Origin of the sequence: Nostoc sp. T09 (assembly GCF_002154695.1) — a bacterium.
In the GTDB taxonomy this organism is placed as follows: domain Bacteria; phylum Cyanobacteriota; class Cyanobacteriia; order Cyanobacteriales; family Nostocaceae; genus Aulosira.
Map to the genome: position 1 here is coordinate 99212 of NZ_MTAV01000002.1, position 23967 is coordinate 123178.

At 42.2% G+C, this 23967-nt stretch carries 18 protein-coding genes; 13 read left to right on the plus strand and 5 right to left on the minus strand.

Annotated features, from left to right (window positions below; translation table 11 throughout):
* Positions 1–92 precede the first annotated feature (92 nt).
* From BV372_RS00875 to BV372_RS00885, 3 genes are all read left to right on the plus strand, one after another.
* Positions 93–1757: a serine/threonine-protein kinase gene (locus BV372_RS00875; RefSeq protein WP_179197930.1), complete on the plus strand. Its 1665-nt coding sequence runs from the start codon at positions 93–95 to the stop codon at positions 1755–1757.
* 2 nt (positions 1758–1759) lie between these two features.
* Complete coding sequence (locus BV372_RS00880) at positions 1760–2497, plus strand: hypothetical protein (RefSeq protein ID WP_086681799.1); 738 nt, start codon at positions 1760–1762, stop codon at positions 2495–2497.
* 261 nt (positions 2498–2758) lie between these two features.
* Positions 2759–3253, plus strand: a complete 495-nt coding sequence (locus BV372_RS00885) for a hypothetical protein (protein WP_086681800.1) — start codon at positions 2759–2761, stop codon at positions 3251–3253.
* Between the two features lie 91 nt (positions 3254–3344).
* On the opposite strand, the gene asnS is transcribed toward BV372_RS00885, so the two are convergent.
* Together asnS and BV372_RS00895 are read right to left on the minus strand one after the other, a co-directional pair.
* A complete protein-coding gene (gene asnS / locus BV372_RS00890) occupies positions 3345–4736 on the minus strand; it encodes an asparagine--tRNA ligase (RefSeq protein ID WP_086681803.1) in 1392 nt (463 codons plus the stop codon).
* 3 nt (positions 4737–4739) lie between these two features.
* Positions 4740–5108 carry a hypothetical protein gene (locus tag BV372_RS00895; RefSeq protein WP_086681807.1) on the minus strand — a complete coding sequence of 123 codons (369 nt, stop codon included), beginning with the start codon at positions 5106–5108 and terminating at the stop codon, positions 4740–4742.
* A gap of 102 nt (positions 5109–5210) precedes the next feature.
* Between BV372_RS00895 and BV372_RS00900 the strand changes: the two genes are divergently transcribed.
* Entirely contained in the window at positions 5211–5504 is a 294-nt protein-coding gene (locus tag BV372_RS00900; protein WP_086681811.1) for a DUF6439 family protein, read from the plus strand.
* An 80-nt stretch (positions 5505–5584) separates the two neighbouring features.
* Here BV372_RS00900 and BV372_RS00905 read toward each other — a convergent pair whose 3' ends face one another.
* Both BV372_RS00905 and rlmD read right to left on the minus strand, forming a co-directional pair.
* Positions 5585–6046, minus strand: a complete 462-nt coding sequence (locus tag BV372_RS00905) for an anti-sigma regulatory factor (protein ID WP_086681815.1) — start codon at positions 6044–6046, stop codon at positions 5585–5587.
* Between the two features lie 386 nt (positions 6047–6432).
* Positions 6433–7839 (minus strand): 23S rRNA (uracil(1939)-C(5))-methyltransferase RlmD, encoded by a 1407-nt coding sequence (gene rlmD / locus BV372_RS00910; protein WP_086681818.1) that lies wholly within the window; start codon positions 7837–7839, stop codon positions 6433–6435.
* A gap of 210 nt (positions 7840–8049) precedes the next feature.
* Between rlmD and BV372_RS00915 the strand changes: the two genes are divergently transcribed.
* The 7 genes from BV372_RS00915 (at position 8050) to purF (ending at position 15862) form a co-directional block, all read left to right on the plus strand.
* Entirely contained in the window at positions 8050–8535 is a 486-nt protein-coding gene (locus BV372_RS00915) for an allophycocyanin subunit alpha-B (RefSeq protein ID WP_086681820.1), read from the plus strand.
* A 544-nt stretch (positions 8536–9079) separates the two neighbouring features.
* On the plus strand, positions 9080–9718 hold the full coding sequence (locus BV372_RS00920) for a hypothetical protein (RefSeq protein WP_256973050.1): 639 nt from the start codon (positions 9080–9082) through the stop codon (positions 9716–9718).
* A gap of 339 nt (positions 9719–10057) precedes the next feature.
* Positions 10058–10795, plus strand: a complete 738-nt coding sequence (locus tag BV372_RS00925; RefSeq protein WP_179197931.1) for a chromophore lyase CpcT/CpeT — start codon at positions 10058–10060, stop codon at positions 10793–10795.
* 195 nt (positions 10796–10990) lie between these two features.
* Positions 10991–11302: a hypothetical protein gene (locus BV372_RS35820; RefSeq protein WP_179197932.1), complete on the plus strand. Its 312-nt coding sequence runs from the start codon at positions 10991–10993 to the stop codon at positions 11300–11302.
* On the plus strand, positions 11289–11681 hold the full coding sequence (locus tag BV372_RS00935; protein WP_086681829.1) for a type II toxin-antitoxin system death-on-curing family toxin: 393 nt from the start codon (positions 11289–11291) through the stop codon (positions 11679–11681). Before BV372_RS35820 ends, BV372_RS00935 begins: the two co-directional genes overlap by 14 nt.
* Positions 11682–11722: 41 nt before the next feature.
* Positions 11723–14092: a phosphoribosylformylglycinamidine synthase subunit PurL gene (purL, locus tag BV372_RS00940; protein ID WP_086681832.1), complete on the plus strand. Its 2370-nt coding sequence runs from the start codon at positions 11723–11725 to the stop codon at positions 14090–14092.
* Between the two features lie 270 nt (positions 14093–14362).
* Positions 14363–15862: an amidophosphoribosyltransferase gene (purF, locus tag BV372_RS00945; protein ID WP_086681835.1), complete on the plus strand. Its 1500-nt coding sequence runs from the start codon at positions 14363–14365 to the stop codon at positions 15860–15862.
* Between the two features lie 232 nt (positions 15863–16094).
* Here the strand turns inward: purF and BV372_RS00950 are convergent, their stop codons facing one another.
* On the minus strand, positions 16095–16802 hold the full coding sequence (locus BV372_RS00950) for a Uma2 family endonuclease (RefSeq protein ID WP_086681838.1): 708 nt from the start codon (positions 16800–16802) through the stop codon (positions 16095–16097).
* 179 nt (positions 16803–16981) lie between these two features.
* Between BV372_RS00950 and BV372_RS00955 the strand changes: the two genes are divergently transcribed.
* Together BV372_RS00955 and uvrA are read left to right on the plus strand one after the other, a co-directional pair.
* On the plus strand, positions 16982–20836 hold the full coding sequence (locus BV372_RS00955) for a PAS domain-containing protein (RefSeq protein WP_086681840.1): 3855 nt from the start codon (positions 16982–16984) through the stop codon (positions 20834–20836).
* A gap of 190 nt (positions 20837–21026) precedes the next feature.
* Entirely contained in the window at positions 21027–23936 is a 2910-nt protein-coding gene (uvrA, locus tag BV372_RS00960) for an excinuclease ABC subunit UvrA (protein ID WP_086681843.1), read from the plus strand.
* Positions 23937–23967 lie beyond the last annotated feature (31 nt).

The following is a 23967-nucleotide window of genomic DNA, read 5'->3' on the forward strand; positions in this document are numbered from 1 at the left end:
AGAGCTTTAGGGAACTCTATTACTAGAACTTTACAGATTTATCCTCCGAGCATGGCTCAAAAATCATTCTTGGGGGAATTTATAGCTATTTAATGAGTTATTGTATCAATCCTCGTTGCCCAAAACCTGTTGATCCAGCGAATGCAAAAAACCGCATTTGTCGTAACTGTGGGTCAGATATTTTGCTGCAAGGTCGTTATCGGGTAATCACACTACTTGGAAGTGGTGGCTTTGGTCAAACTTTTGAAGTTGATGATTCTGGCACAGCTAAAGTTGTAAAAGTACTAAAAGTACTGACTGAGAATAACTCAAAAGCCATTGAATTGTTTCAGCAAGAAGCAAAGGTTTTGAGTCGGTTGAACAATACAGGAATTCCCAAAGTAGATTCCGATGGTTACTTCACTGTTTTACCCAAAAATAGCTCTGTACCATTGCACTGTTTAGTAATGGAGAAAATTGAGGGGGTAGATTTAGAGAAATGGATGGAATCTAACACATATCAACCTATCTCTCAACCTCAAGCTCTTAATTGGCTAAAGCAGCTTGTAGAAATTCTCAATTTAGTACATACTCATCAATATTTTCATCGTGATATTAAGCCTCAGAATATCATGCTGCGACCAAGTGGACAGCTTGTCTTAATTGATTTTGGGGCAGTGAGAGAAGTGACTACAACCATTTTAAAAGGAAATTCTCATACCAGAATTATTTCACAAGGCTATTCACCACCAGAGCAACAAAACGGTTATTCGGTACAACAGTCAGACTTTTTTGCATTGGGACGGACTTTTATTTTTCTGCTTACAGGTAAAGAACCACAGGATAAGGCTATTTATGATCCTCTGACTAACGAGTTAAATTGGCGACACTATGCAGTTAATATTTCTCCACTATTTACAGATTTAATAGACTATTTGATAGCTCCTACTGCAAACCAGCGTCCTGAAAATACAATAGTTATTTTGCAGCGTTTGAATGAAATTGAAAAGGCATTAAAACAACCTCATTTTTTAGTAAACACAGCAAAAAATCAATCAAATAATAATTCACCTAGCTTTTTAATAACTGTCTCATTGAGTAGAAGTCAACCAGTTAATAATGCTGCTAAACTAACTCATAAAAAACTTAAAAATTTACACTGGTTTATTAGTTTAGGTGTGGGATGTTTTGCTATTGCTACGTTGAAGCAACCTAAAAATAAACACATAGTTGCACCCGAAGACAAAATACCAGTTATTACAATTCCTGAATCTGCACCAAAAGCTAAATCGCGAATTCAACCAGATCCTGTAAATGTAACGGCATCTAAAGATTTAGAAGCTCAACAAGGGCAAAGAGAAGAAATAGAACAACAAAAACGTCTAGCTGCTTTAAAAGCTGAACAAGATAGACAAAAGGCTATCAAAATAGAAAAAGCAGCTAAAGAAGCACAGGAAAACCTAGAAGCTGTGATCAAGGAAGGTCAGACTTATATATTGAAACAACAAAAAGAACAAGATGCACTGAAAAAACAACAACAGACAAAAAAGCAAGCTGAGAAATTTCAGCCAATTTTGGTAACAAAACAACAAAAAACAACAGTGGTGATTTCCAATAAACGAGAACTCTCACCTAAATCAAAAGTAGAGAGGAAAAAACAAGAAAAGGCAGGAAGTTCAAATGATTATGTCAATGATGCCAATAACCCTTGGGAATCTACATATCCTACACCTAAAGCTTACGATGAATTAGAACAAGTAATAAAAGAAGGAAATTAATCATGAGATTCACAGTTAAAGATTTAATTATTTTGTTTGTAACTAGCTCAGCTTTATTGTTAACTCCGATTAGAAGTGATGCACAAATTAATATAAAGCTCTTGGCTAAGATGGCTAAAAGTTGTCATAAAGATGTAGTTTCTGTGAGCTATTACAAGAAAATGGGATTGGCTATCAATACCAAAACTTTAGATGCTAGTTTCTTACAAAAATGTGTCAAACCTCGGTACTATTACTCCTTAGTTATGTCTCGATTTCCTTGGCTAAGTTCAACAAGAGAAATAATGCCTGGATATCCTGGTTCTGTAGTTGTCGGTCAATTAGCATACAATGTACAGAAAGCATTTTCTGATAAGTTATATTTATTGGAATGTCTTATTAATCATAGTGAATGCGGTCGTATACACGAGGTGATTGCTTCTGATTATGAAATCTTGGCTGAGACTGTAGGTCGTTATGAGTATCTAATATACGTCTGTCCTTCTTGCGTTGTAGCTTATAATGATGTTTCAGCTTCAAGAACAGCAATTTTAAAAGCTTTTATCCAATGGTTTCTTAAACTTGATAAGCCCAAAAGAAGAGAACTAATTTTACTTTTAGGTGATGAGGATAAAGCTCGTGAATTGAGGCAGTCGATATATAATGAATCTGAAACAGCAGTAAATAAATATGAGTCAGTACGTCGACAGATTGAGCATGAAGAACAGGAGCGACGCAGGCAAGAACTAATTGGTAACTAGGTTTTGTAACCTAGATAATTTTGCATTAATTTGCAAAAGTTATCATTTTTTATTAAAGTGAAAGCTTGTTTAATAATACTTAACATATTTATTGGCATTTTTGCTTTATTAAAATAAATATAATCCTATATAGCAATCCTATTTGAGTTGTATAAATTATCGAACCGCCAAGCCGCCAAGAGCACCAAGATAATAAGGAAAGAGGTTTAGGAATCATTTAGGACTGCTATATCAATCCATAAGTGTATAATTAATTTTTCTATGTTCAGTAATTTATTTTGTGCTTCTATTCCCGAACCTCCGACTCCATTTGAAAAAGATATTGATGCTTTAATTGAAATCCTTAAAAATGAAGTTAGTAGGATTTATCATAAAAATCCACCTTCTTCTTGTATAGGAATGTGGATATATGGAACAAAACTTGAAAATCATAATACTCTTGAAAACCAAGATATGTTAATATTTAGAGATTATGCTAATAAACTAGTAATAAAGTACAGCCACAACTTGACAGAAACCGAACCTAAAAATATATCTGAAGTTTATAAATATCTCAAACAGAAAGCAAATAATAAATATGTAATCAAGCAGAAAAATCTTGCTGTTGAAGTTGTTAAATGGATTGATGATACTCAGTTAGTTTCACAAGAAGGAAATTTAGATAAGGTTTTAGCTACAATAGAAGCGTTAAAAGATAGAGTCAGTAATTTTAAGGATAGAAAGCCTTTTCTTTCTGATCCTTTTCAATCAAAATAACCTAAAATTTAGTTAAATAAAAGAGTGCATTAAGGAAGTAATAATTCAATATCCTCAACTAATGCACTCTTCTTTACGCCTTTGTGCGAAATTAAAACTCAGCATTTTGCGGTGTACGTGGGAAGGGTATTACATCCCTAATATTTCCCATCCCCGTCATAAATTGCACAAGTCGTTCAAAACCCAAGCCAAAACCAGCATGAGGAACTGTACCATAACGGCGCAAATCGAGATACCACGACAAATCTTCTGGTTTCATCCCTTGAGCTATTACGCGGCGTTCTAACACTTCTAAACGTTCTTCCCGCTGGGAACCGCCAATGATTTCACCGATTTTTGGTGCGAGAATATCCATCGCACGCACGGTCTTTTCATCATCGCTTAAACGCATATAAAAAGCTTTAATTTGCGCTGGGTAATCTGTAACGATTACAGGCTTTTTGAACAGTTGTTCAGCCAAGTAGCGTTCATGTTCAGATTGTAAATCTAAACCCCAACTCACAGGATAATCAAACTTGACATCAGCTTTTTCTAAAAGTGCGATCGCATCTGTATAAGTTAAGCGCTCAAATTGATTGTTAATAATATTTTCCGCCGTTGCCAATACAGTATTGTCAATGCGTTGATTGAAAAATTCCATATCTTCTGGGCATTTTTCCAACACATATTGAAAAATGTGTTTGAGAAACGCCTCAGCTAAATCCATATCCCCTTCTAGGTCGCAAAAAGCCATTTCTGGCTCAACCATCCAAAATTCTGCTAGGTGGCGGGAGGTATTGGAGTTTTCCGCACGGAAGGTGGGGCCAAAGGTGTAGACGTTACTAAACGCCATCGCCATGACTTCCGCCTCTAACTGGCCGCTAACTGTTAAATACGTAGGTTTAGCAAAAAAGTCTTGGCTGTAATCTACTGCTTGGGATTCTGTGCGGGGAATATTTTTCAGATCCAAACTGGTGACGCTAAATAGTTCTCCTGCACCTTCGCAATCGCTAGCAGTAATGATGGGTGTGTGTACCCACAAAAAGCCTCTGTCTTGGAAAAATTGGTGAATTGCTGTCGAACAAGCATTTCTGACGCGGAAAACTGCACCAAAGGAATTTGTCCGCGATCGCAAATGTCCAATGGTGCGCAAAAACTCAAAGGAATGACGTTTCTTTTGCAAAGGATATGTATCGGGATCAGCTTCCCCGTAGACTTTCACCGTCTCGGCTTTCAACTCAATCCGCTGTCCTTTACCAAGCGATGCTACTAGTACCCCTGTTACTTCGACCGCAGCACCTGTATTTAATTTTTTCAATATAGCTTCGTAATCCGGCAAATCCTGATTAATCACGACTTGCAAATTAGCTAGTGATGAGCCGTCATTGACTTCGATAAAAGCAAACCCTTTAGACTCGCGTTTTGTCCGCACCCAGCCTTGAACTAAGAGGGACTCATCAGGTTGACCACTTCGCAATATTTCTGCAATCCGTCGATTTACCATAATTTAACCAGCACAGGACTTTAATATCCAGCCTATGATAACGCCCATTCCACCAAAGCGGACGGCTTGCCAGAAAGGTTTCTTAAAGCTACGCCAAGAAAATAACTGGCTTTCTAAGTTTAGTTCTAGCACTTCCAATTGCTGTTGAATGTGCTTTAACTCTGCTTTGATTTCTGGCGTTGGCTTTTTATTTTGCTGTAAGTCTTGACGACGTTGTTGCAATTGTGCTTTTTGCTCGCGATCGCTTTGCACTTGAGTGTAGCGTTCTTTTAAAGATAGAAGCGATCGCTCTACTTCTTCGAGTTCTTGTTCAAATTCTGGTTCTGGATTTTTTTCGGGCGAAGAATTAGAAAACTGTTTAGGCGGCTTCATTTTCGAGTAGTAAACTATGATTAAATGTGAGTCTGCCAATAGTCAATAGCCAAAATTGAGACTATGGACTAACTCAGCACTTAACACTCAGCACTTAGAGTTATGTCTCAAACCCAGCTGCCTAAAACCAGCCAACTGAATGAATTTAGCAATTTAGAATTAGCTCAAGCCCTGATGGAAAGGCTAAGCATTACCCCTAACGATTGGCATCGCCTCAAGTCTAACCGCAATTTCCGCGCTCGGGAACAAGCCGCCGCAGCTCTTGTGTTTCTTCTGAAAGATCAGCCACAAGAAGCCCTCGCCAGACTAGAACAGGCTACTGGCTGGTTAGATCGCTCTATTTCTGCTCCCCCTTGTCCTACTCATGGTCATCAGGGATCAACGAATAAAGACTAGGGATCAGCGACTAAGGGCTGGGGACTAGGAAAAAGTTTTCCAAATACCCAATACCCAATCACTAATAGTTGCTCTGTTTGTCACCGCCGCAGAGATAGCCGAGGGCGATGTTCTAGCTGTTTGCAAAGCCTTAATTCTGTGCCTTTGCGGTTCCACTCTACCTGATCGAAAATCTGATGGAGGAGACAAAGACCACGACCGCTTTCCGCTTCATCGGGTGGGAGATAATCTATTGGGTCGGGATCGTAATCAGCGTCGGAGTCAGATGCAGGAGCAAAGCCGCTACCTTGGTCTGATATTATCCACCAATATTGATTATCTATTAACGAAAAGCGAACTACTACTGTTTTACTAGGATCAAGATTGTTGCCATGTTTCGCTGCATTTACTAAAGCTTCCTGAAGCCCTAGGCGCAACTCGGCTTGTAATGTTGGTGGAATCTCTGCCAAAAGCAAATCTAAGATTGGACATAGATAGAGAGTTGAGGCAAAACTAATAGTGCCCCAATAACGTCCAACTGGACGGAGCGAGATAGTAATCACAAGAGAAACCCCATAGCTTTCAGTTAGCTAGACATCAGTTTGCTATTACAGGCACCCTGATAAAAATTGAGGTGGTCATGTTGCCTTCAAACTTGCGTCTTTAAAACTAAATATTGAAAATGCTAGGGAGCATTGACTCTGTTCATGATTTAAGGTTGCTAAATATTTAAATCGGCAAGGAGTAAACTCCAAAGGTAGTAATTAACTAAAAAATGCTGGGATTTATAAATAGCATTTTTAGGTTATGTCTGTTGGCCGATTTGCCTTTTAAACAATCTAATTCATAATTTCTAGAGTCTATGCAACTTCAGTTTTTTAAACAAAATTAAACCTATTTTTAGCTTAATTCAATTTTAGCATTTTTATTATGCACTAGACTACAAATTTCAAATTTGAGTTTTTGTCAAGGTGGCAGAACCCCCGTCTAGATGTGATAACACAAGGAATGCGGCTGCTTCCACATGAGCAGTTTGAGGAAAAAAATCCGCTGGTTGTACCCGTTTGATAGTATACAGCCCATCTTCGCAAAGCAATTTCAAGTCACGGGCGAGGGTAGCTACTTTACAGCTGACGTAAACAATTCGAGATGGTTTCACTTGCCGTAAAGTTTCCATAACAGAGCGATCGCACCCTTTACGCGGCGGATCAAGTAATACCACATCTGGTGCATTTTCCATCTGTGGCAGCAATTTTTCTACTGCCCCAGTTTGGAAAGTAACATTATTAATTCCATTACGTTGGGCATTCAAAATTGCTTGTTGCACTGCCTCTGGTTGTACTTCTAGCCCAGTAGCTTGTCGTACTTGTTTCGCCAAAGGCAACGTTAAAGTTCCAATACCGCAGTAGGCATCAACCAACACCTCATACCCTTGGAGATTCAGTTCTGACTCAATCTCCTTTAATAGTGCCTCCGCTGTTTCAGTATAAACCTGAAAAAACGTATCCGGAAGTACCTGAAATTCCAATCCTGCAAATTTTTCTCGCAAGTATGGCATACCAGCAACGCAACGAGTTTCGCTGCCAAATATAGTATTTGTACGAGCAGGATTGCGATTTAATGATACTCCTACCAATTGGGGATAGCGTTTTAACCACTCCTGGGCTAGGATTTCAATTCCTGGTAAATTCCAGTCCTTGACAACCAAAGTCAGCAATATTTCCCCAGTACGTCGTCCAATACGTAAACCGAGATGGCGGATTTGCCCTTGGTGGCGTTGTTCATCATAAATTTGCCAACCCCGCTGTTGAATATCTTGCTTCACCCCAGCAAGTATTGGATTTAACCTGGAGTCTTGCACTGGGCATTGATTCAAGTTAATTAATTGGTGACTAGCTTTTTGGTAGTAACCAATTTGTACCTGTCCTGTTGGGGATTTGCTCAGGGGATATGTAGCTTTGTTGCGATAGCCCAAAGGTGAGGTAGCCGCGAGTACTGGGTTTACTGGTGGTTGCATAAAACCGCCAATACGCTCTAAAGCCTGGATAACTTGATTGCGCTTAGCTGCTAGTTGGAATTCATAATCAATATGCTGCCATTGGCAACCACCACACTTATCAGCCACAATGCAACTTGGCCGATGCCGATGAGGCGATGGTTGCAATAATTCCTGAAGTTTGCCGTGGGCGTATTTGGGTTTTACATGTACCAAGCGGACAACAACGCGATCGCCTGGTACAGTATCTGGTACAAAAACTACGCGATCGTTATACCGTCCTACGCCATCGCCTGTATCGCTCAAATCAGCGATCGCAACTTCAATTAATTCACCCTGTTGCCAAACTGTCTTAGTCATTGGTCATTTAGCCATTGGTCATTAGTCATTGGTCATTAGTCAAGAGTCAAGGGTCATTGGTCATTAGTGATTTCATCTTTCCCTTGCCCCCAATTCCCACTCTCGACTTCTCAAACATGTAATTTCAATACATAGCAGCGTGTAACCCTTCACTTGTGTACCTCAGACTCGTTAAACTAGCAAATAATATTTCGCTTGATTGCAATAATCATGACTGTAATTAGCCAAGTTATTCTCAAAGCCGACGATGAACTGCGTTATCCCAGCAGTGGCGAACTGAAAAGTATCCAAACCTTTTTGCAAACAGGCTTACAGCGGACGCGGATTGCCGCCACCCTAGCTGAAAACGAAAAAAAGATCGTTCAGGAAGCAACCAAACAATTGTGGCAGAAGCGTCCTGACTTCATCTCACCTGGTGGTAACGCTTACGGCGAACGTCAGCGTTCTCTCTGTATTCGTGACTTTGGCTGGTATTTGCGCCTGATTACCTATGGCGTACTTGCTGGGGATAAAGAGCCAATTGAAAAAATTGGTTTGATTGGTGTGCGGGAAATGTACAATTCATTGGGCGTTCCCGTACCTGGAATGGTAGAAGCTATCACTTCCCTGAAAAAAGCCTCCCTTGACTTACTTAGTTCAGAAGACGCTGCTGAAGCAGCACCATACTTTGATTACATTATTCAGGCAATGTCTTGATACAAAGTGTGTGCTGGTTCGAGTAGTGAACTTTTGGTTCACTAGAGTGAGTGCTGATATTTAGCACTCAAAATCCATAACATTTCTCATTTGATCATAACTCTCCCCACAACTGGTTGTGGCTCTGGCAAGTTCTATGTCAAGTTACCAACCATGTGTGGGGAAATTTTATGGTTAGTCATTAGTAATGTCTCAAAGCTCTTGGACTACTGCCTGTTGACTCTTAACCAAAGACAAAAAGCCGACAGCCTTTAATAAAAGACTGTCGGCAAATATTGTGTTCCCTATTAATGACTCGGCTAGAGTTCAGTTATAAGGCATTATGGCAGTTTGCCAATTGTACAGAGACGATCTTAATCATGGGCATCTGTGATTGTTATCACTGGATGGTTATAGCCCAACTTTATCTGCCAAAGGAATTTCTTGCTATTTAGAGAAAAATACACATTCAAGCCAAAGGAACTGTAACTTAAGTGACAAAGTCCATTTATCTGTAAACAACCAATCCCTATCCTGGAAAATGCATCTTCATCTTAGAAAGCTCATGACTGGGGCAATTCTATTGGCAACATCCTTGGGTTGCGCCGCACCGCTGCCTAATCAACTCTCCTCAGGAAATGGTCTTACAGCTACACCTACACCCATTCAAGCCAGTTATAACTCAAAAACTAATAGACCAACCACTAAAACTGCCACTATTAGTGTTGAAGGAGAAAAAACCCCTATTACTCTAAGACTCTATGACCAATACAGCAATTTGTTTACCACCTACTTTCCAGACAAAGAATTTCTAGCTGAAGGAAGTAGTTCTGGCGAAGGTACAGGAGCGAGGTTTATTGCTAATTTTGGGGGTAGTAAAAATGAGAACGCATATGTCCACATTGCCTTTCTGAATAATTTAAAAACTCTCCAACAGTTAAAAAGCTTTGTTAATGCTAAGAATGGTTTAATTGCATCCAATAAATGGCGGGTTGTTGATCGAACTCAAAAAGTTCCTTATGCCTGGGCAAAAGAAAAGATTGTTTTCAGTAAAGGAAAAAGCATAGTAGGTAATGTGTACCTTGGTCAGCAAAATGGCAAAGTTTTCTATGTAATTACCAATTATCCAGTAGAATACGGCGACGGATTTTCACCAAGGGCAGATTTGATTTTACAGAATCTGCAAGTTGGTAGCGTTCAATAAATCATGCATCAAAGTCTGTTTGGCAAAAAATGGGTTTATTGTCACCCATTTTTTTACAAAATAAACAGAGGCATTAAGTGCGATTGGTATTGTTTCAATAGCGATCGCACATTAATTTTTAATAACTTTGTGCTAATTATAGTTGAGAGCAATTACAGAGTTGATAGCTAACAAATTTGATTTATCCAGCATAACAACCAGGCTCAGTAGTAATTATTGGAGAGGTGACTAACTGATAAATCTAACGTTAAACAGTAGATTTTGAATCCAGATAACCTTAATATATTTCTTATTTAATCCAAAATCTTGCTAATGTTTAGTTTAAGTTGCGAATCTATTATGAATCAACTAAAAGCTTACACCTTAGCGTTTTTATTGACTGGATTTGTTTTCCCCCAACAGAGCCAAGCTGCTGAATTACCGACTCTCTCAGCACAGATTAAAGAGGTAGTAAAGTGGTTTACTGGCAATTTTGATAACGCCAACCAAGTAGCTAGCAATCCTTCAGTACCAGTCATTACTATGACAAATTGTCAAGTGCAGCTAGATGGTAGTAGTGGGACAGATGAATCTCAAAATGTTTATTTGGAACAACATAGCGCAGGGTTCAACCGAGTACGCTTTTATTCCTTCGGATTAGGCAGTGGTGCTATAGACCTTGGTATTCGTAGCTTTATCAATTCAAGCAGTTTAACTGGACTTTGCGATCGCCCGGTGTCGGAAAGAATTATTAGCCAGAATAATCTTGCTGCTGCTGTTTGTAGTCTGGATCTAACCTATGAGCCAAGTCGTTATGTTGGGAATAATGCACCAACAGGTTGTCCTAGTAGTACTGGTGGTAAGGTGATATCTAGCGTCTCGATTCAAGCTAACAGCATCAACTCGTTAGACCAAATTTTTAGCAGCAGTGGTCAGTTGCTAGTTAATACCCCCATCGAGTTTCGGCGGATAGCAACAGTTCCGGAGTCTTCACCTTTAGCTGGATTAGCAATTGCAGGTGCTAGCTTAGTATTTCTGTACCGTCGAAAGCAGGCGAGAGTAACAATGATGAAATCAGTGAATAGTAAATTGTCTTGAAAAATCAAGAGGTACATGGGCACCCCTGAGATTTTTGGATATTTGATTGAATAAAAAAATAGCGATCGCATTTTTTGGCTTACGTAAATATCAATTTGAGATAGCGATCGCTATTTAAAAATCAACACGATAAGCTAGATTCAGCAGTAAAAATGATCCACAACGTCTTGTTGAAACAACAGCGAATAAGCAACAATGACAACAGAACAAAAGCACAGCAGTTATTTATTAGAAGCAGAAAACCGTTTACGTCAGCTTTCTCCTGAACGCTTGCGAGTAGCAGTTGCTTTTCTGGCTTATTTGCAAGCAACAGCAGAAAATCAGGTAAGTGAGGAACTGTTGAGCATTCCTGGTTTTGCTGCATCTTTCCGTGAAACCGAGAACAGCAAAGAAAAATTAGGGGATACTACCTTAAATGTGACTGCTGAGGATGACGAGGTATGGCAAGCTTATTTAGCTTCTGAAAAAAAATGGCAAGAGGTATATCGCCGCCTTGCAGACTCCTAGATTTCTTTCTAATTTCCAAGTTATCAAGATTCACGAACGCCAAATTGAGACATTTGGCGGTACTGCTGGTATTAGAGACGAAGGCTTACTTGATTCAGCCTTAGCTCAACCTCAGGCTACTTTTGGCGGTGAACTGCTTCATCCTACAATTTACGAGCAAGCAGCAGCTTATCTGTACCATCTAGCGATGAACCATCCTTTTATCGATGGTAATAAACGCACTGCATTTGCTGTGATGGATACTTTTATTACATTGAACGGCTATAGTTTGAACTTGTCAGCAGAAGAAACTTATAACATGGTGATTCGAGTAGTGCAGCGAGAAATTTCTAAAGAAGAATTATCTGCATTCCTCCAACTACACCTACAGCGCAATTAAACCGATAGAATAATGCTCTGTCCTTTTGGTGCATTATTTCCATGACCGCCAAATCCTCTGCTCCCTTTTCACCCAAAGAAATCGCCGCTGAAGGTTTGAAACCAGAAGAATATGAAGAAATTGTCCGACGGCTAGGGCGACATCCCAACAAAGCTGAATTGGGAATGTTTGGCGTAATGTGGTCAGAGCATTGTTGTTATAAAAATTCCCGGCCTTTACTCAAACAGTTTCCCACGACAGGTCCCCGCATTCTCGTTGGCCCTGGTGAAAATGCTGGTGTTGTAGATTTAGGCGATGGATTGCAACTTGCCTTTAAGATTGAATCCCATAACCATCCTTCAGCAGTTGAACCCTTCCAAGGCGCAGCCACCGGAGTGGGTGGTATCCTGCGAGATATCTTTACAATGGGTGCGCGTCCCATAGCCTTATTAAATTCCTTGCGCTTTGGTTCTCTAGAAGATGCGAAAACCCAAAGGCTATTTCAAGGTGTTGTGGCTGGTATCAGCCACTATGGTAATTGCGTTGGAGTGCCCACAGTGGGCGGCGAAGTTTACTTTGACCCTGCTTACTCCGGAAATCCGCTAGTGAATGTCATGGCCTTGGGATTGATGGAAACGCCAGAAATTGTCAAATCTGGGGCATCGGGTATAGGTAACCCTGTGCTGTATGTTGGTTCTACCACCGGACGCGATGGCATGGGAGGAGCAAGTTTTGCTAGTGCAGAATTAACTGATGAGTCAATAGATGACCGTCCCGCTGTGCAAGTTGGCGACCCTTTTTTAGAAAAGTCTTTAATTGAAGCTTGTCTGGAGGCATTTAAAACAGGTGCAGTTGTCGCTGCACAAGATATGGGTGCTGCTGGCATCACCTGTTCGACATCAGAGATGGCAGCTAAAGGCGGTGTCGGGATTGAACTAGATTTGGATAAAATTCCCGCGCGGGAATTGGGCATGGTTCCCTATGAATACCTGCTTTCGGAATCTCAAGAACGGATGCTGTTCGTTGCCCATCAGGGGCGGGAACAGGAGCTAATTGACATTTTTCACCGTTGGGGACTCCAGGCTGTTGTTGCTGGTACGGTAATTCCTGAACCTATTGTGCGGATTCTCTTTGAAGGTGGAATAGCAGCAGAAATTCCTGCGGATGCTTTGGCAGAAAACACCCCCCTATATCATCGGGAATTGTTGGCGGAACCTCCAGAATATGCCCGCCAAGCTTGGGAATGGAGGGCTGATTCTTTGCCTGACTGCATTACTGCTGGCATTGAAATTCAAGGTAGTTTACAAACTTGGAATGATATTCTGCTAACTTTGCTCGATACTCCTACTATTGCTTCTAAAAGCTGGGTGTATCGCCAATATGACCATCAGGTGCAAAACAATACTGTGATTTTCCCAGGTGGCGCTGATGCTGCTGTGGTGCGCTTACGTCCTCTAGAACCCCTCCCAACCTCCCCCGTCAGCGCAGGAGGTAACAAAGCTGTAGCCGCAACGGTAGATTGCAATCCACGCTATGTCTATCTTGACCCCTATGAGGGAGCTAAGGCAGTGGTAGCAGAAGCTGCACGCAATCTTAGTTGTGTGGGTGCTGAACCTCTGGCGGTAACGGATAACTTGAATTTTGGCAGTCCAGAAAAACCAATCGGTTACTGGCAATTAGCAGAAGCATGTCGTGGTTTGGCGGAAGGCTGTCAGGAATTGGCTACACCTGTAACTGGTGGCAATGTTTCTCTTTATAATGAAACCCTTGATTCTCAAGGTAATCCCCAACCCATTTATCCCACGCCTGTTGTCGGTATGGTGGGATTAATCCCAGATATCAACAAAATTTGTGGTCAGGCTTGGCAAACTGCTGGCGATGGAATTTATCTTCTTGGGTTGCTGCCAACATCTGACGAAAGTTTGGGCGCATCCGAATATTTAGCCACAATTCACGGCACTGTTGCTGGCAGACCAGCCAAGGTAAATTTTGACTGGGAACGTCGCATACAGAAAGTTTGCCGCGAAGGTATTCGTGCAGGCTGGATACGTTCGGCTCATGATTGTGCTGAGGGAGGACTAGCTATTGCTTTAGCCGAATCTTGCATTACTGGTAAGCTTGGTGCCCAAATTACCTTAGAAATCCCAGCCAATCAGCCAACACGCCTAGATACACTGCTGTTTGGCGAAGGTGGTGGGCAGATTTTAGTATCTGTGGCGTCAGAACAACAAGAAATTTGGGAATCCTACTTAGAAGAACATCTCGGTCAACAATGGCAAAAACTGGGTACAGTGGCTAATTCTGGCGTTGGCTTGGGGGTCTTAACCTCTGATAACCAAACCTTAATAAACGCTACTATCAACGATATGATGGATCGCTATTCCCACGCGATCGCTAGACGTTTAGCAATCCACATTACTACCCCTAGTTAATTCGTAAAATCCCCCCAAGCTGGATCGCTAACGTCAATTAGCATAATTACGGTACTGTTTTAATGGACAGTTAAAGTTTTATTAAGAAAACTCTAACTATCCACTCATATCAATTTTGGATTTAGATTTTGGATTTGGGATTGTAGAGACGTTGTCTGCAACGTCTCTACAATCCACAACGCTGATTCAGAAATCTCTAAAAATACTTCTAACCAAGTTGATATCGTCTAATCCCAGTGACTTGACACCACCACCAGGAGCAAAGCCAGCATGATTCCCTATGATTCCGTCACTCCGGATGACTACCCCCAACAGTCAAACAACCCAATCAATAGTCATGAAATTCGTCCCGACAAGCCAGAAGAAGCTTGTGGTGTTTTTGGCGTCTACGCACCAGGAGAAGATGTTGCTAAACTGACCTACTTTGGATTGTATGCACTCCAGCACCGGGGTCAAGAATCAGCTGGCATTGCGACTTTTGAAGGTACAAAAGTACACTTGCACAAAGATATGGGCTTGGTGTCTCAAGTCTTTAACGAATCTGTGCTCAACGAGTTACCAGGTAGCCTAGCCGTTGGGCACACTCGTTACTCAACTACAGGTTCTAGCCGCAAAGTTAATGCCCAGCCTGCTGTGGTCGAAAGTCGCTTAGGTTCGTTAGCATTGGCACATAATGGTAATTTAGTCAATACAGTGCACTTACGCGAAGAGTTGCTGAAGAACAAATGCAACTTAGTGACGACAACAGACTCAGAAATGATTGCGTTTGCGATCGCCCAAGAAGTAAATGCTGGTGCAAATTGGCTAGATGGTTGTATCCGAGCGTTTAATCGCTGCCAAGGAGCCTTTAGTTTAGTAATTGGCACTCCTGTGGGTATTATGGGTGTGCGTGACCCCAATGGCATTCGCCCCCTAGTAATCGGGGCTTTAGCTGGCGATCCAGACCGTTATGTTCTAGCTTCCGAAACTTGTGGTTTAGACATTATTGGTGCGGATTACGTCCGAGACGTACAACCAGGGGAATTAGTGTGGATCGACGAAGAAGGTCTAACTTCCGTTCACTGGCATCAGCAGCCCCAGCGGAAATTGTGTATCTTTGAGATGATTTACTTTGCTCGTCCTGATAGCATCATGCATGACGAGAGCTTGTACAGTTACCGGATGCGGTTAGGGCGGCAACTAGCGGCAGAATCTGCGGTTGAGGCTGATATTGTCTTTGGGGTTCCTGATTCTGGCATACCAGCCGCCATTGGATTTTCTCAAGCTTCTGGGATCGCCTATGGTGAAGGACTGATTAAAAATCGCTACGTCGGACGCACTTTTATTCAGCCAACCCAAACCATGCGTGAATCGGGCATCCGCATGAAACTCAACCCTCTGAAAGATGTGCTAGCGGGCAAACGAGTGATTATTGTAGATGATTCGATTGTGCGGGGAACCACCAGCCGGAAACTCGTTAAAGCCTTACATGACGCTGGTGCAGTGGAAGTACATATGCGAATTTCCTCACCGCCAGTTACTCATCCTTGCTTTTATGGCATTGATACCGATACTCAGGATCAGTTAATTGCTGCTACCAAGTCAGTCGAAGAAATTGCCAAGCAGTTGGAAGTAGACACCCTTGCTTACCTCAGTTGGCAAGGAATGCTAGAAGCAACGCGAGAAGACACCAATAGTTTCTGTTCAGCCTGCTTTACTGGAGATTACCCCGTTGTCATTCCTGAACAGGTGAAGCGTTCTAAGTTGATATTAGAAAAAGTAGTGGTGTAGGGACTGGGGATTAGAGATTGGCTGACAAGGAAGATGTGGGAAGGAGGACAAGGGGACAAGGAAGAAAAACTCTTGTCCCTTGACTTTTGACCAAGAAGTAGTTAGGAGTCAGGAGCCAGGAGTCAGAATGACGAGTGTGCGAGTGGTGGATGACTTAGGGATATCAAGCCCCCACTAATTGCATTCTGAATTCTGAATTCTTCTTCTTTGACTCTTGGCTCTTCACTCAAGCTTAAGCTTCGGGTTCTATTCCCAAAGCTCTTAACTGCTCTGCCAATCTTTCTGCACGCTGACGTTCTTTAGTGGCTAACTCTCCTCCCCATAGTAATAGTTCGCCTTGCTCATCCCACCAACGCAACCAATAACCTGTACGATTTTCTCGGCTTCCTTGCCAGCTACCCAAAAATAAGTTCATTTCAGCAATCCAGTAACGGTTATTTGCATCTGGTGATTGCAGTTGATAACGCCCGGAATTATCTCGCTGATAAAATTCTAAAACTCCCTCATCTGGTTCAAAAATGGCATAGTTTGGTACTTGTAAAACTTGCTCATAATAGAACCATTTACCAGGCGGATAGGTGGGTTTACTGGAATACTCTCCACCTTCGGTATCTGAGATAAACTCCATTACAATTACAGGAATATCCCCTTGGAGCCTTGGGGTATAACTGCGTTTAACTTCGGCTCGTGGTACACGAATAGATGGTACATATCCCCAATCCGGGGCTTTGATCACGAACTGACGGTTCAAGGTGGCACAGATACCATAGTTAGTTATGGTTAAGGCGTCGGCTGGTAATCTCCCCGACAGTTCCAAGCTTTCTGTGAGAGCCGCAGCAAGGGTAGGTTGATTAATGTTATCCACTGGCTCATCGTCTAAAACAAAATCATCTGGTAATTTTTCCCAGGTAACTTCATAGGTGGCTGCATTGGCGAGCATGGTTAGACTGCCTCGTTAGCGCAATCAATTTTAAGTCTATAGTATCGTTACACTCGTTGAAATCAGAAAGCGATCGCGCGACATCCCAGTATTTAAACTTCGTTCACCATACGCCCTGATTCTATTACTCAAGCAAGTCGCCCACGGTAAAATAGGAGTCGATCTAATCTAAAAGCAGTATGTTAAGAATCCAGCGTTCACAGATGCAACGCTACGGTGTTTCTATTTTGTCAGTCCTACTGGCGTTGCTATTAAGTTTATTGCTGGAACGACTGCTGCAACTAGACGTTTCGTCACTTTTTTTTGCTGCTGTAGTCTTTAGTAGTTGGTACGGTGGATTCACCCCTGGTTTGGTGGCTACAGTCTTAGCGATTTTAGCTAATAACTACTTCTTTACACTGCCATTATACGCACTATCACTGAGGAGTGGATCTGATGTGCTAGAACTAGTCATATTTAGCTTGATAGCACTATTGATTAGTTCGTTAAATGCAGAACTGCGTACTGCTAAGCAGGCATCAGAGGCAAAGCTAGCAAAACTACAGGTAAGCTATCGTCGGTTGGTAGAGACAGCCAATGAAGGCATCTGGATATTTGACAGTAGAGGACAGATAGAATACGTCAACCAGCGTTTAGCCCAAATGCTTGGCTACACCATAGAAGAGATGATTGGTCACCCAATTTTCGACTTTGTGGAACGTCAGGTTCAAATTGAATTAGAGCGATGGTTAGAGCAACAAAGGCACAATCTTCATGAGATTAACCAGCAATTTGACTTGTGTTTACGCTGTAAAGACACATCAGAATTCTGCGCAATTGTATCCACTAGTCCCATCCTTAATAAGCAGGGTGAATTTTCGAGTGCGATCGCTATGCTCACAGATATTACTGAACGTAAGCAAACTGAAGCAGCCCTGAGAGAAAGTGAGGAACGGTATCGTTCTCTAGTAGTCGCAACTTCCCAAATGGTTTGGACAACCGATCCTGATGGGCAGGTGGTTGATATACCAGATTGGAGAGCTTACACAGGGCAGAGTCCTGAAGAGGTGAGAGGTTGGGGCTGGTTGGCAGCACTGCACCCAGAGGATCGGCAACGAACTAGGCAAGTTTGGATAAAAGCCGTTCAGCAAAGAAGTATTTACGAAAATGAATATCGGGTACTTGGTGCAGATGGAATCTATCGTTATTTCTCTGCGCGTGGTGTACCAGTTGTGACAGAATCGGGCAAGATTCGGGAATGGGTTGGTGTTTGTACTGATATCACTCACAGCAGGCAAATCCAAGATAATTTGCGACAAAAGCAAGAAAGGTTAGATTTAGCACAAGCAGCTGCAAAGATTGGTAGTTTTGAGTGGAATATTCAAACTAATGTCAATATTTGGTCAAAAGAGTTAGAAGCTCTCTACGGTTTAAAACCAGGTGAGTTTGGTGGTAGTTATGAAGAGTGGGCGAGATGGGTTCATCCTGATGATTTAGCTAAGGCAGAAGCAGATGTAATTGCTTCACTGAAAACAGGGGAATTGTTCACCGACTGGCGCGTGGTTTGCAAGGATGGCAGTATTCATTGGATGCACGCCAGAGCGAAAGTATTTTACGATGATGCGGGCAAACCTTTACGCATGACCGGCATCAATGCCGATATTAGCGATCGCAAGCAAGTAGAATTCGCCCTGCAACAAAGTGAGGCGATCGCTAAAGCACGCGCACAAGAACTGGAAACTTTCATGGAAACAGTTCCCGCTGCTGTCTGGATGGCTAACGATCCCTACTGCCATCACATGACTGTAAACCGAGCTGCCTATGAATTGATGCGGCTACCACCAGGATCGGTCTTAACAGCTACTCCTGCTGATGGAGAGTTTCCATTTAAGTTCAAGATCCAAAAAAATGGTCAGGATATTCCACCCCAAGAATTACCAATGCAACTGGCGGGTAGCACTGGACAGCCTGTTGAAGCGGAATTTGAATTTGTCTTTAGTGACGAAGATGTGCGATCAATTTACGGTAGAGCCGTGCCATTGCGGGATGAGGATGGTGCTGTACGCGGCGTGATTGGCGCATTTCTGGATGTCACAGAACGTAAACAGGTAGAGCAGCAATTGCGGGAAAACCAAGAACGCCTGACTCTAGCACTTGATGCCGCTAGGATCGGATCTTGGGATTGGAATTTACAGACTAGTCAGGTTGTGTGGACTCGTTACCATGAAATGATTTTTGGGTATGAGCCGGGAAACCCGCAACGGACTTATCAGCAATGGTCTAGCCGCGTTCATCCAGAGGATTTGCCTCGCGTTGAGGTAACAGTTCAAACGGCGATGGCGAAGCAGCAAGATTATGAAGACGAATACCGAGTGATCTGGGGGGATGGTAGCCTACATTGGGTATCGGCCTTCGGACGCTTTCAGTACAACCAAGAAGCAAAGCCGATTCGCATGTTGGGAATGCTTTTTGAGATTAGCGATCGCAAGCAAGCAGAAGTAGCACTTCGTCAAAGTGAATTAATCTTTCGCACATTAGCGGATACAATGCCGCAAATGTTTTGGGTTACACAGCCAGATGGCTATCATGAATATTACAATCAACGCTGGTATGACTACACGGGGAAAACTTTAGAACAAACACGCGGTGAAGGATGGCAAGATATTGTGCATCCCGATGATGTAGAACGCACAATAGAAGTTTGGCAAAATTCCCTGCGTACTGGCAAAACATATGATATAGAGTGCCGTCTTCTGCGTGCTGCTGATGGCGAATACCGCTGGCATTTAGTAAGAGCATTTCCATTGCGAAATCAAGAAGATCAAATCGTCAAATGGTTTGGCTCTTGTACGGATATTCACGATCAAAAATTGGTGATTGAGGAACGCGCCCAGGCTTTGGCACGGGAACGCGCTGCTCGAATAGAGTTAGAAAAAGCTAGCCGACTGAAAGATGATTTTCTGGCGATAGTCTCCCACGAACTGCGCTCTCCACTCAATCCAATTTTAGGTTGGTCAACACTTCTGCTCAACCGCAACTTGAATGCGGAAAAGACGACTCAAGCACTAGAAATCATCGAGCGCAATGCCAAATTACAAACAAGGTTAATTGACGATTTATTGGATGTTTCGCGCATTCTCCGTGGTAAACTCAGCCTAAATATCTGTGTCGTTGACCTGGTTGTTACTATTGAGGCAGCCTTAGAAACTGTGCGGTTAGCAGCTGAAGCTAAATCAATTCAACTACAGACGCAGCTCGATCCTAATGTGGGCAAAGTAAAAGGCGATCCCAATCGCTTACAGCAAGTAGTAGGAAATCTACTGACGAACGCTGTAAAGTTTACACCAGCAGGAGGTCGAGTAGAAATCCAACTCCAGCAAGTTGGCTCTGAGGCCCAAATCCAAGTTACAGATACAGGTAAAGGAATTAGTCCCGACTTTCTACCCTATGTATTTGAGCGCTTTCGGCAAGCAGATGATGTAACAACACGAAAATTTGGTGGTTTAGGATTAGGGTTAGCAATTGTCCGACACATTGTCGAACTCCATGATGGTACTGTGCAAGTCGTAAGTCCCGGAGCAGGTTTGGGAGCAAGCTTTACGGTAACGCTACCCGTGATGACTACTGTCTCGCCAAAAAGTGAGGATAAAGAATTGCCGAATGATTGCCCAAATCTTCAGGGTTTGCGGATAGTGGCTGTGGATGATGATATTGATAGCCTGGATTTAATCACCTTTATCCTTGAGCAATATGACGTTGAAGTCACACCTGTTGCTTCAGCGCGGGAAGCACTTGCAGCGATCGCCAAAATCCAACCAGATTTATTAATCAGCGATATCGCCATGCCAGATATCGATGGTTATACACTCATCCGCCAAGTTAGAGAATTGGAAGTATTGCACGGTGGAAGACTACCCGCGATCGCGCTGACAGCATTTGCAGGCGAAACTAACAATCAAAAAATTCTCGCCGCAGGTTTTCAAAGGCACATTACTAAGCCTGTCGATCCAGATGAATTAGCAATAGCGATTGAGCAAGAAGTCAAAAATCAATAGTTATTTGTCATTTGCCATTTCCCCGCGTCTCCTTGTCTCCCCATCCCCGCTTCTCTTCATCTTCCTACCTAACCCCAAGGGCGTATAATTACTACCAAAATAAAACAGTACGGACGTTCTACTATAGGCTCGGTAAAGATAGTATTATTAAGGACTGTTTCACGCCGCTTCTCACAATCAGCTTGCCGATATGTCAGATCCAAAGCTAGCCGTATCCTTAAATGGACATCTTCCGCACTCCAGCCACAACAACCAGAATACGATTCGTATTCGGGGTGCTAGGCAGCATAATCTGAAAAATATTGATTTAGAATTACCACGCGATCGCCTCATTGTCTTCACTGGGGTTTCTGGTTCGGGTAAGTCTTCTTTGGCATTTGATACTATCTTCGCTGAAGGACAACGCCGCTATGTGGAATCTCTCAGCGCCTATGCGCGGCAATTTCTCGGACAGTTGGACAAGCCAGATGTGGAAGCGATTGAAGGCTTAAGTCCAGCGATTTCCATCGATCAAAAGTCTACTTCCCATAACCCCCGTTCCACTGTTGGCACTGTAACAGAAATTTACGATTATTTGCGGCTGTTATTTGGCAGGGCGGGTGAACCTCATTGTCCGATATGCGATCGCTGTATTTCACCACAAACCATTGATGAGATGGTAGATCGGATTATGGAATTAAGCGATCGTACCCGCTTTCAAATCCTCGCCCCGGTAGTTCGCGGCAAAAAAGGCACACACCGCAAACTTTTATCGAGTTTGGCTTCTCAAGGTTTTGTGCGAGTGCGCGTTGATGGCGAAGTTAGAGAACTATCTGATTCGATTGAGTTAGATAAAAATTTCAATCACACTATTGAAGTAGTAATCGACCGCTTAATCAAGAAAGATGGCATTCAAGAACGTTTGGTAGATTCCCTATCTACCTGTCTCAAACTGTCAGATGGAATTGCCACTATTGTCATCACTCATGACAAAGGACAAATGGCAAATGACCAAGGACAAATAGAAGAAGAATTAGTTTTTTCAGAAAACTTTGCTTGCCCAGAACATGGGGCAGTAATGGAAGAATTATCACCGCGATTATTCTCTTTTAATTCTCCTTATGGTGCTTGTCCTAACTGTCATGGTCTAGGCAGTTTAAAGCGGTTTTCACCAGATTTAATAGTACCTGATAGTGAAGCGCCAGTATATGCAGCAATTGCACCTTGGTCAGAAAAAGATAATTCTTATTATCTAGAATTGCTTTATAGTGTGGGGCAAGCTTACGGGTTTGAGTTACAAGTGCAGTGGGGTAAACTGTCAGCAGAACAGCAACAGATTATATTGCATGGAGAGGAAGCCACTACCGCAGCCCAGAAAAAGCAGAGTTTTAAAGGCGTAATTCCCATACTCCAAAGGCAATATGAAGGCGGTTCGGAACTAGTTAAGCAAAAATTAGAAGATTATCTAATCGATCAACCTTGTGAAGTTTGTAGTGGGAAAAGGTTAAAATCAGAAGCCTTAGCTGTGAGATTGGGACAGTACAAAATTTTAGATTTAACTGGAGTATCAATTCGAGATTCACGGCAGAGAATTGATCAGTTAAAATTGAGCGATCGCCAATTTCAAATTGCTGATTTAGTCCTCAGAGAAATTAAAGCCAGATTGCAATTTTTATTAGATGTAGGGTTAGATTACCTCACCTTAGACCGTCCCGCAATGACCCTTTCTGGTGGAGAAGCCCAACGCATTCGTCTCGCTACACAAATTGGTTCAGGCTTAACAGGAGTTCTCTACGTTTTAGATGAACCAAGTATTGGTTTGCATCAACGAGATAATGGCAGATTACTCAAAACTTTAACTAAATTACGCGACTTAGGTAATACCTTAATTGTGGTTGAGCATGATGAAGAAACCATTCGTGCAGCTAACCACATTGTTGATATTGGCCCTGGTGCAGGAATTCATGGCGGAAATATTGTCGCCCAAGGTGATTTGCAGGCGTTGCTAACAGCAGAAGACTCTTTAACAGGTGCTTATTTATCAGGAAGAAGAGTAATTACTACACCAGCACAACGCCGCGAAGGAAATGGGCGAAGTTTAGTAATTCACAATGCCTATCGCAATAATCTCAAAAATATCGACGTAGAAATTCCCTTGGGTAAACTTGTCGCCGTCACAGGTGTTTCTGGTTCTGGAAAATCTACCTTAATTAACGAATTACTCTACCCAGCATTACAACACCATCTCACTAAGCGAGTTCCCTTACCAAAAGATTTGGAAGAAATTAAAGGTTTAAGTGCTGTTGATAAAGCCATAGTTATCGATCAATCTCCTATTGGGAGAACACCACGTTCTAACCCTGCAACTTACACAGGCGTTTTTGATGTCATCCGGGATGTATTTTCTCAAACAGTAGAAGCTAAAGCTAGAGGTTATAAACCCGGACAATTTTCTTTTAATGTCAAAGGGGGACGTTGCGAAGCTTGTAGTGGACAGGGTGTAAATGTCATTGAAATGAATTTTTTACCCGACGTTTATGTGCAATGTGAAATCTGTAAAGGTGCGAGATATAACCGCGAAACCTTGCAAGTGAAATACAAAGATAAAAGCATTTCTGACGTTCTCAACATGACAGTTGAAGAAAGTTTAGACTTTTTTCAAAACATTCCCAAAGCTGTTAATCGCTTACAAACTTTAGTTGATGTCGGGTTAGGTTATGTCCAACTTGGTCAACCTGCAACCACCTTATCTGGTGGCGAAGCACAGCGAGTTAAATTAGCAACAGAATTATCTCGCCGCGCTACAGGTAAGACACTTTATTTAATAGATGAACCCACAACAGGGTTATCTTTTTATGATGTTCATAAGTTGCTGGATGTAGTGCAACGTTTAGTGGATAAAGGTAATTCTATTTTGGTAATTGAACACAACTTAGATGTAATTCGTTGTGCAGATTGGGTAATAGATTTGGGTCCAGATGGTGGCGACAAAGGGGGAGAAGTAATTGCAGCAGGAACACCAGAGGAAGTGGCAAATAATTCTAGGTCATACACTGGAGAATATTTGAGTCAAGTGTTGCAGCAGTATCCACCACAAGCAATTACTATGAAAAATAGATAGAGCAGATTATGGGTCGTGAAAAGGAGAAGCT

Excerpts from the sequence above, each read along its gene's own strand:
- BV372_RS00875 (WP_179197930.1), top strand. The coding sequence starts at position 93 with ATGAGTTATTGTATCAATCCTCGTTGCCCAAAACCTGTTGATCCAGCG.
- BV372_RS00880 (WP_086681799.1), top strand. The coding sequence starts at position 1,760 with ATGAGATTCACAGTTAAAGATTTAATTATTTTGTTTGTAACTAGCTCA.
- BV372_RS00885 (WP_086681800.1), top strand. The coding sequence starts at position 2,759 with ATGTTCAGTAATTTATTTTGTGCTTCTATTCCCGAACCTCCGACTCCA.
- asnS (WP_086681803.1), bottom strand. The coding sequence starts at position 4,736 with ATGGTAAATCGACGGATTGCAGAAATATTGCGAAGTGGTCAACCTGAT.
- BV372_RS00895 (WP_086681807.1), bottom strand. The coding sequence starts at position 5,108 with ATGAAGCCGCCTAAACAGTTTTCTAATTCTTCGCCCGAAAAAAATCCA.
- BV372_RS00900 (WP_086681811.1), top strand. The coding sequence starts at position 5,211 with ATGTCTCAAACCCAGCTGCCTAAAACCAGCCAACTGAATGAATTTAGC.
- rlmD (WP_086681818.1), bottom strand. The coding sequence starts at position 7,839 with ATGACTAAGACAGTTTGGCAACAGGGTGAATTAATTGAAGTTGCGATC.
- BV372_RS00915 (WP_086681820.1), top strand. The coding sequence starts at position 8,050 with ATGACTGTAATTAGCCAAGTTATTCTCAAAGCCGACGATGAACTGCGT.
- BV372_RS00920 (WP_256973050.1), top strand. The coding sequence starts at position 9,080 with ATGACTGGGGCAATTCTATTGGCAACATCCTTGGGTTGCGCCGCACCG.
- BV372_RS00925 (WP_179197931.1), top strand. The coding sequence starts at position 10,058 with ATGAATCAACTAAAAGCTTACACCTTAGCGTTTTTATTGACTGGATTT.
- BV372_RS35820 (WP_179197932.1), top strand. The coding sequence starts at position 10,991 with ATGACAACAGAACAAAAGCACAGCAGTTATTTATTAGAAGCAGAAAAC.
- purL (WP_086681832.1), top strand. The coding sequence starts at position 11,723 with ATGACCGCCAAATCCTCTGCTCCCTTTTCACCCAAAGAAATCGCCGCT.
- purF (WP_086681835.1), top strand. The coding sequence starts at position 14,363 with ATGATTCCCTATGATTCCGTCACTCCGGATGACTACCCCCAACAGTCA.
- BV372_RS00950 (WP_086681838.1), bottom strand. The coding sequence starts at position 16,802 with ATGCTCGCCAATGCAGCCACCTATGAAGTTACCTGGGAAAAATTACCA.
- BV372_RS00955 (WP_086681840.1), top strand. The coding sequence starts at position 16,982 with ATGTTAAGAATCCAGCGTTCACAGATGCAACGCTACGGTGTTTCTATT.
- uvrA (WP_086681843.1), top strand. The coding sequence starts at position 21,027 with ATGTCAGATCCAAAGCTAGCCGTATCCTTAAATGGACATCTTCCGCAC.